We start from the raw sequence: 11,736 nt of genomic DNA, 5'->3' as shown, positions 1-11,736 counted from the left end.
GATGTAAAACCTGTAATGCCACGTAATGTATCGTAGCAGGCGCGTTCAGACAAGTTGAGCCAGTCTGCGCCAAACAATCGTTAGCAACTCGGCGGAAACACCGGCACCGTCACGCTGGCCGCCGTCGTCAGCGTCAGCTTGTGCAAGTTGTGCCCTTGATTGAAAGCGTTCGAACTCGTCGCGGCATTCGCGTTGAAGTTCAACGCCGCGCCTGACAGCGCGCCATCCGCTTGCAGCCCCAGCTTCAGCCAGCCGCTGCGCCCACCTGGAATCACTTGTTCAAAGCGCGGTGTGGTGCGCGGGAAGGCATTGGAAATCACGCTGCGGAACTGACAGACGCCGGGCGAGAAACTGAAGCTGTAGGGCGATTCCGCGTCGTCATAGAGCACCCCAAACACATTGACCAGCGTGCTGGCACCCGTCGCCAGATTGCCACCAATGCGATTGACGACGAGCAAGGTGCTGTTGCCATCCGCCCGGCTGCCGATGTTCGAGAGCGCCAGCACGCGCGGCAAGGCGTTGTACATCTTGTCGTCAAAGCGCAATTCCACTGCTGCCGCCTGCGGGTCGCAGGGCACAAAGCCGCCAGGGATGGCCGCCACTGCTTCAGCCGCTAGATTGGCCGCGTGGCCGCTGCTGAGTTTCACAAAGGCGTCGCCGATCAAATAATTGAAATTGATCGGGCAGCCATTGCGATCCGTGGCCACGGCGATCAGATAGCCCGTCGTGCCCGGATCAACATCCGACGCAAAGAAGGTCGAAGTCTGATTCGGCGTCAGACACACGACCGAATCGGCAATCGCACAGCTTGCGCCGTCCACGAAGAACAGATGCAGATACGCCGTGCGCGAGACATCAATGTTCGTCAGTGAGATGCGCGTGTTCTGGCGACTGGGCGCGCCCGCATCCGAAGTGTAAAGGTTGAAGATCAATACGGAACCCGCCTTCTGATCGCTGATTGGCGAGGCGAACGGATAGGCCGCGCCGGGCGCGACGGGTGGGCAGTTGATGAGCGTGCAGGCTTGCACCGTGAACGGCCCCGCGCCGCCAATCGTCGCCGTCGAGTTGATGCAAAGCTGCGCCCCCGCCGCCGCGCCATCCGTCGCTTGAGACTGATAACGAATGGTCACGGTTTGGTTCGCATTGAGAGTGCCGTTCCAGTTGACACGATTGTTGACGGTGTCCACGGCGCAGACGCCGGTGTTGGCGGTGCAGGTGTTATTCAGCGCCAGCAAGGCCGGCGGCAGGGCAGCGGTGAAGCTGGCAGTTTGTGGCGTTGCGCCGCCGTTGGTCACGGTCGCTTCGACGGCGACCACACCGCCCGGCCCCAAACAGACCAGCGGGTCGCCAATGCTACCCGCGATGGTGTCAATCACCAGCGTGAAGCTGCGGCTGAAGGTGCAGCCCTGCGCATCGGTCGCGGTGATAGTGAAATCGAAACTGCCCGCTACGGTCGGCGTGCCGCTCAGCGTGCCATTGCTATTGAGGGTCAATCCGGCTGGCAGCGCCCCAGCCGTGCGCGCATAGCTCACTGCGCCATTGGCACCCGTTGCCGTAAAGCTGGCGCTGTAGGGAGTATTTTTCATGCCCACCGGCAAGCTGGCAGGCGCGAAAGTGAAGGAAGCGCAGTTATTGGCAATGAGTACGGCATATTGCCGTGTGCCTGTGCAATTCGTGGCGCTGTCGGTCGCCGTGACGGTGATATTGAAATTGCCTGCTGTTGTTGGGGTGCCGCTCACAACGCCGCTGCTCGCCAGCGCTAAACCGGGCGGCAAGCTGCCCACCGTGACCGCAAAGGTATAGGTGCCAGAGCCGCCGCTGGCGCTCAGCGTTTGGTTGTAACTCGCGCCCACTGTGCCTGTTGGTAGCGGGCCGTTAACGGCGATCGTCGGGCAAGTGACGTTGACGGTGTAGGTGCGATTGCCAGCGCAATTGGTCGGGCCTGCCGCCAGCATGGTGTCGGTCACATTGACGGTGAAAGTCACGCTGCCTGTCGTGGTGGGCGTGCCGCTGATGACGCCCGCCGCTGAGAGCGTCAACCCGGCAGGCAACGACGAACCGCTCGCCAGCGCGAAGCTGTACGGCCCCACGCCGCCACTGCCCGTCAGCGTTTGATTGTAAGCCACGCCCGCTACCGGATTCGGCAAAGTGACGGGCGCGATGTTGATGGTTGGACACTGAATGCCGATGGTATAGGTGCCGTTGCCAGTGCAGCCGCTCGCCGTGTGCGTGGCGGTGACGGTGAAGGTGAAGGTGCCCGGTTGCGTAGGCATGCCGCTGAGCGTGCCGTTGGCCGCCAGCATCAAGCCGGGCGGCAGATTCGCCCCCGTTGCGAAGGTGTACGCGCCGGTCAGCCCCGTTGCCGAAGCCGAAATCGTTTGACTATAAGCCACGCCGAATTGCCCGCTTGGCAAGCTCGCGGGGGCCAGCGTCACGGTCGGGCAACTGATGATCACGCCGTATTCGCGCGTGCCCGTGCAATTCGTGGTGCTGTCGGTCGCCGTGACGGTGAAGTTGAAACCGCCTGGCGTCGTCGGTGTGCCGCTCAATACGCCGCCGCTGGTCAGCATTAAACCTGGCAGCAAGCTGCCCGCTGTGACCGCGAAGGTGTAAGCGCCGCTGCCGCCGCTGGCGCCCAGCGTTTGGTTGTAACTCGTGCCCACCGTGCCGCCCGGCAGATTGGTAGTGATGCTGATCGTCGGGCAAGTAACATTGAGCGTGAACGTCGCATCGGCAGTCGCTCCGCAATTGTCGGTCGCACGTGTCGTGATGGTGTGACTGCCTGCTGGGGCGGCGCTGGTGATCGAAACGACACCGCTGCCATTGACCGTCGGCGCGTTGGTCAGCGCGGGCGAGACGCTGAAGATGGTGTAGCCGGTAATTGAGCCGTTGTCGGTTGTGGTCGTCGGCGTGACGTTGAGCGAACCGCCCGCCGTTACGCTTTGAGGTGTGGCGTATACCACAGTCGGCGCGGTGTTCGCCGTGACATTGACCGTCAGATTGGCGGTCGCCGTTGCGCCGAAGCTATCCGTCACCGTCAGCACGACGGTGTTTGCGCCCACGGTGGCATTGCAAGCAGCAGCCACGTTGGCGGTGATCGTGCCGCTGGTATTGACGATGTTCGTCACCGTGAGGCCCGCCGGAACCGTCGTGGCTGTGACGGTCAGCGTGCCCGCCGTCTGGTTGGCATCGCTGACCGTGGCAATCGTTGAATTGGCAGCCGCCGTGCCTTGTTGCCGCGTCAGTGCCGCGCCCGCCGTAATCATCGGCGGCGGGTTGGTGTTGGTGAGCGTGAAGTTGACCGTAGGCGAAGCGCCGTTAGCGCTGGCCGCGACCGTGTAAGGCCCGCCGACTGTGCCATTCGCGGTCGCGGTTCCGGATGCCGTGCCGCCGCTGATCGTGACCGGATTGCCCGCGATGCTGGCGCTCGCGCCGCTGCCCGGCGGGGTGAAGGTGACTTTGCCGCCATTGACTGGTTCACTCGGATCAATCGCCGTGACCGTCACCGCGAGCGGGTTGGCGAAGGCCGTATTGACGAAAGCACTCTGGTTGTTGCCGCCCGCAAGGGCGAGCGTGAAGCCGCGTGATTCAAACGCGCCGATGTCCACCATCGTTTGCTGCGGGCGCGCGATGCCGCGTTGGTCTGTCGCTGGCGCGCCGGTGTTCGTGCCTGCATTGATCGCCGGACTGCCGGGCAGCAGCGCGTGCGTTTGGGTTGGGCCGCCGAAATTGCCAAGCGGGCTTAGTCTAGGGTCGCCCGTCAGGTTATTGAGGTTCGTTCCGTTGACGCAGCCCAAGCCATCTTTGATCAAGCTGAACTGGGCGTTGAGCGTGCCACCGAATCTACTGCAGTCCATGCCGCTGGCACTGTTTGCAACGATGGTGTTACTGAGATTATACGTGCCTGAGTCGTTATAGATGCCGCCGCCACTCGTGGCAGAGGAGTTGCCGCTGATCGTGCTGTTGGTCGCCGTCACCATCCCAAAGGCATTGTAGATGCCGCCTCCACTGGTGGAAGCGGTGTTTCCGCTGACCGTGCTATTGGTCAAGATCAGCGTACCTGAGAAGTGATAGATACCACCGGCTCCGAAAACCGCCGTATTGCCGCTGATCGTACTGTTCGTGACCGTCAGCGTCGCGTTGTTGTCGTTAGCGAAGCCGCCGCCAGATGAGGTCGCCGCATTATTGCTGATCGTGGAGTTGGTCACCGTCAGCGTGCCGTTGTTCAGGATGCCACCGCCAACGCTGGCTCGCCCATGAGTGATGGCCAGTCCGCTGAGCGTCGCATTCGCGCCCGCATTCACACTGAACACTTGCACGGCATCATTGCCGCTGATGATGCTGTTCGCCGCGCCATTGCCGTTGATGGTCAGATTCGGATGATTTAGCGCGGGTAGCGCCGTCGCCAAATTGATCGTGCCCGTCACGCTGAAGTTGATCGTCAACGGCGTGCAGGCTGTAATGGCGTTGGCTTCCTGAATTGCCGCGCGCAAGGTGCAAGCGCCGCTGGCCGCCTGGCAAAGAAAGTCTCCCGGTGTCTGATCAGGCGCATCGCCCAGATCGTTGACCGTGAAGCTGCTGGGGCAACCTGGAATGATCGGCAGTGCATACGTCTGCTGTCCGGTGCAAGTACCAAAATTAGTAGCCGTGACCGTGAAACCGAACGTGCCGCTGGTGGTTGGCGTGCCGCTCAATACGCCGGTGGCAGTGTTGAACGTCAAGCCCGGCGGGATCGCTGCCAGCGGAATTGAGTAGGTGTAACTGCCGCCAGCGGGCGCGGCGGTGAACGTCTGGCTGTACATCTGTCCGACGGTTCCGCTGCTCAATGTGGTGGGCGAGCCGCTCGATGGGCTGAGCGTGATGGTCGGACAACTGATCTGCAAAGTGACGATGACTTCGCCAAAGCAGTTGTTCACGTCGGTGGCGCGGATGGTCACGTTGACGCCCGCCGCGATGGTTGGCGTGCCGCTGAGCACGCCCGTGGACGAATTGAGCATCAATCCGGCGGGCAGGTTATTGCTGCTCACGCTCCAGGTGATCGTGCCGCTGCCGCCCGTTTGCATGAAATTCACCGGGCCATAAGCCAAACCCGCCGTGCCCGCCGGAACGGTGCTCGGCGTGACCGTGATCGTTGGGCACGCGGCAGGGAAGGTGAAGTACGCGACCGCCGGATCGTGATCCGAAATGCGTTCGGGGCGCGTGGAATCGCTGCGATAGATTTCGGGGAAGTCAGCGTTGTTGCGCCCGAAGTTGATGTGGCTGAAGTAAGTCATCAAGGCTGCATTCACCAATTCGTGGTCAATCGCCTGCGCATCGCCGTCGAAACTGTATGAATAGTTTTGCCCCACCGCCGCCAGCGCAACCAAATCGGTCAGATCGGGATTGACCAAATCGCTGCTCGCCAGCACCACCTGATTGGCGGGCGTCGGCGCGCCTTTGACCGTGCCGATGACGTCTACAAAGCCGTCATTGAACTCGAAGGCGTTGTAATCACCGACGCAAATGATGCGTTCGGTGGGCGTGGCTACCTGGCGTGCCTGAATCAGATTCGCCAGGAACTCGGCTTGCGCGCGGCGTTTGGCGCGCACACGCCCGCCCGCTGTGCCCGTGCCGTCCACCGTTTCATCATCAATCCCATTCAGCGAACGCTGGTGCACGACGATGACCGTGATGGGGAACGTGCGGCCATCGGCATGATTGACCACGGCACTTAAGCGCAGCGGCGGCCTGTCATTCAGTGTTTCCTGCGCGCCATTGTTGGGATTCGTGTAAGTCGTGGTCTTGCCTTCCTGCGTTACATCCACGACGGTCACGCGCGGCGTGCTGCCGACCACAAAAGCTGTTTTGACCAGGAAGCCAACATCAATGCCGCCGACATCGTTGCCTTCGACCAGGAACGCGGTGTAATTCGGATTGGGCTGGCTGGCCGCTACCGCGTCGTTGTTGATCTTGGTGGCGAGCGCTTGCAGCGTCGTGAGGTTCTCCATCTCTTCGACGCCGATGATGTCGGGCGCGCGTAGCACATTGCGAATCGCCAGCGAGGCCTTGTTCAAACGATTGTTGAAGGCCGTCGTGGTCAGCGCGACATCGCTGACGCCCGCATCATCCACCGTATCGAAGAAGCGTTCCAGGTTGAATGAGGCGACGGTGAACTCGTTCGATAACGGCGCAGGCACGGCGCTGAACGTGACGTTGCCCGCGACGGTGGGCGGCGACCCCGGATCGGGCAGAATCGTGTAGGTGCGGAAGGAATAATCGAGCGGGCCAACCAGATTCGTGACCGTCGCGCCGGTGGTCACATCAATCGCCGCGCCGCCGGTTTGCCCAAAACTGTTGACGCGAATGCGTTCCGGATTGAAATCGAAGCGCGGCACCGGCGGAATCGTCACGCCGCTGCCCGCCGGCACAGGATCATTAGCCTGAATGCCCGCTTCGCGGAAGGGACGCGCCACGCCTGTAATGACGCCGTAAAAGGTGCCGCTCGAGGTCGAAGTCGCATTGGCTTCGCTGACCGTGCCGCCTGTCGGCGCCACCACGGTGAGCGAGGCAACTGCGACGCGCATACCTTCATACTTTTCCAGATTTTCAATCGAACCCACATTGACGCCGCCCGTGCCCGTATCCGTGGAAGTCAGCGTGATCGGCGTCGGCAGCGCGTTGCCGGTGGAAAGCAGATTCACTACGGGTGTGCCTGAAATTTCGGTGATCGGTGGACTGAGCGGATCCGCCGAAGGCACGAACTCCTGCACCGTCCCACTGACGCAAACGCTGTTGCCGAGCGCCGCCGCCGCCGGGGGGGCGCTGGAAGTAAAGACAAAGATGCCGTCCGAAGTCGCCGCATTGCCATCGCCGGGCGCGGGCATCTGCATGAAAAAGCCATTCGACCTGAGGCCGGTCACGATGCCGCTGGTGGTGACGGATTGCGCGGCCACGGGCGAAGCCGTCCCGCTGCCCTGAATCTGCGCGATCGTGTGCGTCGGCGTGCAAGCAAAGGTTTCGTTATCCGTCACCATCACCTGGAAGGTGCCGCTGGTAAAGCCGCTGGCCGCAGCCGTGATTGTCACGGTTTGCGTGCCATCAAAAATCAGATCGTCCACGGCATCGAGGGTGAACGTCGTGCTCGCCTGTCCCACTGGAATCCCGATGTCAGGGGCAGAGACAGTTGCTTCGCTCGTGTCATTGCTCGCCAGGTTGACCACCAGCAACGCGGCCGTGCTGCCCGTGCGCGTGACCGTGCAAGTTGAAGCGCTCGCGCCAGCGGCTTCGGAGAACGTTGCAGGCGTGCAGGTGAGCGTGAGCGTATTGCCGCCGCCGCCCGCGCCCTGCGGCGTGAGCGAGAAATCATCAACGCTCAGGCCATCATCCGCGCCGGTCGCGTCGAAGCTGTTCCAGCGGATGAAGAAGGTCGCGCCATTGGCGATGCTCAGTCCGGTAATGGTAGAACTGATGGCGGTGCGGTTGGCTGCCGCGTTGCCATCCAGCGCGCCAATCGTGGTCGTGAACGGCGAGTTGAAATCCAGCGCGTCCACATCCGTCCACGTGCCCGTGGTCAAACTCGTCGCGTCCAGACTGTACTGAAAATCCAAGCGGTCGGCGCGCCCCGCTGTGCCCAAACGCCATTGCTCGCCGGTGTAGCTGATGAGCAGGCTGGTGACCGTCGTGCCCGTGTTATTGGTGAAGCACGCGCCGATGGTCGGCACTAAACTACCGCTCTGCAACCCGCCGAACGCGCGCTCAGTGCTGGCCGCCGCGCCGAAACTATAAGTGTCGCCGGTCGTGCTTGAGCCTGTCCCCGCCGTGTAGGTGGTATTGGCATTCGTGCCCGACTCGCTGAAGGCCCAACCCGTCGGCACTGTGCTGGACGTGCCTGTATTGGCCAGCGTATCGAAGTTTTGTGTATAAGCAGAGTTGATGACGGTTAAGCTGACTGGCGTACCCGAGGCGGCCCATGCCGCTGCCAAGTGCCAAGCGAAAAGAGTCGTCAATACACATGCCACTGCTAACACGGCACGTGAACGCCGCTGGCTCGTGTGTAGATAAGTCTGGCCAAGTGAGCGCGAGCGATTTATTGACGATAGAAGGATGCGAAAAAACATGGTCAATCCTCGGATGTGTAGTTTAGATGTGCGCTGATCTAGAACAACCCGCGCTCTCAACTCAGCCGTTGCGAAAGAAACCGCCTGCCCATGGCTGAACTGATTTCAATTTCATCAACCTGTAATTGCTGTTTTGGTTAAAGTGTGCCGCGCCGCGAAATTCCAGTGAAAGGCAATGCACGTTATCGGGCGTGTTGTTCGCACAAGACTTAGCCGGGTCGTCGAACAAGCAAACGGAGTGTACGGATTTTGAATCCATTCGTCTAGCGCAACGGCCCAAAACGCTGAACATAATGTTGCTCACATTCAGTGCAACAACCCGGCTCCTCTTGCGGAATAGACTTGCGGCTGATAACAAATCTAGCATCATTGTTCACGCAAAATTGAAGCTCGATGAAAACCGAAAGCAGCCCAGGAATCATTCACACACAACAACCTTCACTGTCCGGCCCGCCCCGGCTGTGCGTCAAAGTTTGGTACAAAGGCCAGCCGGGCGGCGGCGGCGCGCGTAGCGCAACCTGCCGAGTTGCGCGGTGTCATAGCTACGGCCCAGGCTTCACGTGCGACACCGCGCAACTCGGCAGGTTGCGCTACGCGCGCTGAAACGTTCGTTTCCGCCTGCGCAAAACTTTGACGCACACCCACCCGCCCAACCACCTTGACGTTCCCCATGAACGACACGTAAACTCCCGGCTTACCGCCATCAAATCAACAATTCATCAGGTGAACCCCATCTATGCCACACAATCTCTTTGACACTTTACAAAGCTTTGAGCTGGGTAACGGCTCACAAGGCCATTATTACTCACTCCCGCAACTCGAACAGGCAGGCATTGGCCCCATCTCGAAATTGCCCATTAGCATTCGTATTGTGCTCGAATCAGTCCTCCGCAACTTTGACGGCAAAAAAGTCCGCGAAGAAGATGTGCGAGCGCTTGCCAATTGGAGATCGCAGGCTGAGCGCACCGCCGAAATCCCTTTTGTCGTCGCCAGAATTGTCTTGCAGGATTTCACCGGCGTCCCCTTGCTGGTTGACCTCGCGGCTATGCGTTCGACCGTCGCGACGTTGGGGAAGAACCCGAAAATGATCGAGCCGCTCGTGCCCGTTGACTTGGTGGTAGACCACTCTGTCCAAGTAGACATCGCGGGAACCGCCGACGCCTTGCAGAAAAACATGGAGATTGAATTCATGCGCAACCGCCAGCGCTATGAATTCCTAAAATGGGGCATGCAAGCCTTCGATACCTTCAAAGTCGTTCCGCCCGGCATCGGCATCGTTCATCAAGTGAATCTCGAATACCTCGCCAAAGGCGTGCTCGAGAAAGATGGCGTTTATTATCCCGATACCTTAGTCGGAACAGATTCCCACACAACGATGATCAACGGCCTGGGCGTAGTTGGCTGGGGTGTCGGCGGTATCGAAGCCGAGGCTGGAATGTTAGGGCAGCCAGTTTATTTCCTGACCCCTGATGTTGTTGGTGTCCACATGACGGGTACACTGAAAGAAGGTGTAACTGCTACCGATCTCGTTTTGCATTGCACCGAACTGCTGCGCAAAGCCAAAGTCGTCGGCAAATTCGTTGAATACTTCGGGGAAGGTGCGGCCTCGCTTTCGCTGACGGATCGCGCAACCATCGCGAATATGGCTCCTGAATACGGCGCCACGATGGGTTTCTTTGGTGTGGATGAAGAGACTTGCAACTACCTCACAGCCACCGGACGCACGCAGGCGCAGGTGGAGGCCTTCCGCAATTACTTCAAGGCGCAAGGGCTATTTGGCATTCCCAAGCAAGGCCAAATCGAATACAGCCAAGTGCTCGAACTCGATCTTTCTTCCATCACGCCGAACGTGGCTGGCCCCAAACGCCCGCAAGACCGCATCGAGTTGGCTAAGCTCAAAGAAAAGTTTCTCGACCTGTTCCAACGCCCTGTCTCAGAAAACGGCTACGCCAAATCTGCCGCCGATCTCGACCAGCGTTACGAAGCGATCATCGGTGTGCGTGGGCGCGTTGCTGAACCCTTGACCGGAGGTGGGGAACAGGAACCCGCGACAGCACCCCACGCAAAGGGCAATGACCTCAGTCCAAAAAATACCAGCACGCAATCTGAAGTCGAAATGATGAACAACCGCCCCACGCCTGACCGCGTGGAGGATGTTCCGCCGCAGGCGTTTCCTGCCGCTTCGGCGACACTTGGTCACGGCGACGTATTGATCGCGGCCATTACTTCCTGCACTAACACTTCAAATCCCAGCGTCATGCTTGCCGCCGGATTGCTGGCCAAGAAAGCTGTCGAAAAGGGACTGCGGGTAAAGCCGCAAGTCAAGACTTCGCTCGGCCCCGGTTCACGCGTTGTCACGGAGTATTTGCATGAAACAGGGCTGCAAGAATACCTCGATCAACTCGGCTTCCAAGTTGTCGGGTACGGCTGCACGACCTGCATCGGCAACTCCGGCCCGCTCGATCCGAAGATTGAAGAAGTTGTAACCCAAAATGACTTGATCGCCGCCAGTGTGCTTTCGGGCAATCGCAACTTCGAGGCGCGGGTGCACCAGAACATCAAGGCGAATTTCCTGATGAGTCCGCCACTGGTTGTCGCCTTTGCGCTGGCCGGGCGCGTCAACATTGATATGACGCAAGAGCCGCTCGGCATTGGCCGGGGAGATCAGGAAGTTTTCCTCAAGGACATCTGGCCATCTTCGCAAGAGATCGCCGCTGTTTTGGACGCCGCGACGAATGCCGCCACTTATGAACGGCTTTACTCGGATTTCACCGCTGAGAACCCGCTCTGGAACGACATTCCGGCGAGCGTCGGCAATGTCTACGAATGGGATGAATCTTCAACTTACATCCAGCCGCCGCCATTCTTTGAAAACTTCTCGATGGAGGCAGGCAGCGCCGCCAACATTCTGCAAGCGCGCGCGTTGGGCATCTTTGGCGACTCTGTAACCACAGATCACATCAGCCCTGCCGGTTCGATCAAAGCTTCTTCACCGGCGGGTTTATATCTGCAAGCGCACGGCGTTGCGCCCGCTGACTTCAATAGCTACGGCTCGCGGCGCGGCAATGACCGGGTGATGACGCGCGGCACCTTTGCCAACGTCCGTATCAAAAACCTGATGGCGCCAGGCACCGAAGGCGGCGTCACCAAGTTGCAACCCAGCGGCGAACTGATGGCGATTTACGATGCCGCGATGCAGTACAAAGAGTCGGGCACGCCCTTGGTGATCTTTGCCGGACAGGAATATGGCACGGGCAGTTCGCGCGATTGGGCGGCGAAGGGCACTGCCTTGCTCGGCGTCAAAGCAGTTGTCGCGCAAAGCTTCGAACGCATACACCGCAGCAACCTGGTCGGCATGGGTGTCTTGCCTTTGCAATTCAAAGAAGGCACGAACGCGCAATCATTGGGTCTGGATGGCTCCGAAGCGTTTGACATCACAGGGCTGGAGGCCGGCCTCAAGCCGCGCCTGGAAGTCACGCTGACCATCCATCGGCAGGACGGCAGCCAGCAGGAAGTCCTATTGATCTTGCGTATTGATACGCCTATCGAAGTTGACTATTACCAGCACGGCGGCATCCTGCCTTATGTGTTGCGCCAGTTAATCACCCAGAACTAGACAATCAAAAAAAGAGCAGATGGA

3 protein-coding genes are annotated in these 11,736 nt (G+C 59.9%); 1 reads left to right on the top strand and 2 read right to left on the bottom strand.

The genetic code is table 11. The features are described 5' to 3' along the window. Positions 1-80: 80 nt before the first annotated feature. Entirely contained in the window at positions 81-7,985 is a 7,905-nt protein-coding gene (locus tag HY011_08010) for a putative Ig domain-containing protein (protein ID MBI3422870.1), read from the bottom strand. Positions 7,986-8,534: 549 nt separating this feature from the next. After that, positions 8,535-8,768, bottom strand: coding sequence for a hypothetical protein (locus HY011_08005; GenBank protein MBI3422869.1), 234 nt, complete (start codon positions 8,766-8,768; stop codon positions 8,535-8,537). 64 nt (positions 8,769-8,832) lie between these two features. Here HY011_08005 and HY011_08000 point away from each other — a divergent pair, with 64 nt between their 5' ends. Further along, on the top strand, positions 8,833-11,712 hold the full coding sequence (locus HY011_08000; GenBank protein MBI3422868.1) for an aconitate hydratase: 2,880 nt from the start codon (positions 8,833-8,835) through the stop codon (positions 11,710-11,712). Positions 11,713-11,736 lie beyond the last annotated feature (24 nt).

It is taken from the genome of Acidobacteriota bacterium, assembly GCA_016196035.1.
GTDB lineage: Bacteria > Acidobacteriota > Blastocatellia > RBC074 > RBC074 > JACPYM01.
The sequence above is the reverse complement of the archived record's forward strand: the minus strand, read 5'-3'. Positions and strand labels throughout refer to the sequence as shown.

What these genes read in the sequence shown, in the direction of transcription:
- HY011_08000 (MBI3422868.1), top strand. Translation starts at nt 8,833, where the DNA reads ATGCCACACAATCTCTTTGACACTTTACAAAGCTTTGAGCTGGGTAAC.
- HY011_08005 (MBI3422869.1), bottom strand. Translation starts at nt 8,768, where the DNA reads ATGGGGAACGTCAAGGTGGTTGGGCGGGTGGGTGTGCGTCAAAGTTTT.